The organism is Catenulispora pinisilvae, assembly GCF_015356865.1.
GTDB classification, from domain to species: Bacteria; Actinomycetota; Actinomycetes; order Streptomycetales; family Catenulisporaceae; genus Catenulispora; species Catenulispora pinisilvae.
In genome coordinates this window covers 1-281 of the sequence record NZ_JAAFZA010000651.1, presented here as the reverse complement: position 1 = coordinate 281, position 281 = coordinate 1, and the positions used below count along the sequence as shown (strand labels likewise).

The 281-nt window shown below is 59.1% G+C and carries 1 rRNA gene; it reads right to left on the bottom strand.

Annotation, left to right across the window (positions count from 1 at the left end):
• Positions 1 to 102 (bottom strand): 5S ribosomal RNA (gene rrf / locus IZR01_RS49710); the annotation flags it as partial.
• Between the last annotated feature and the right edge of the window lie 179 nt (positions 103 to 281).

Sequence of the window (281 nt, the reverse complement as noted above, 5' to 3'; positions counted from 1 at the left end):
ACTCTCCCACCAGGTCCCCCTGGCAGTACCATCGGCGCTGGCGGGCTTAGCTTCCGGGTTCGGAATGGGACCGGGCGTTTCCCCACCGCTATGGCGGCCGTAACATCTTGAGACAACCAGCCGAAAACCCACACAACAGTGGTTCCCGAGGCCGGTAGGGGTCTCAGATCTAAACAGTGGATGCGAGCAAAAAGACTCAAAAAATCAGCTTTGTGGTCAAGCCCTCGGCCTATTAGTACCGGTCCGCTACACCCCTCACGGAGCTTCCACGCCCGGCCTAT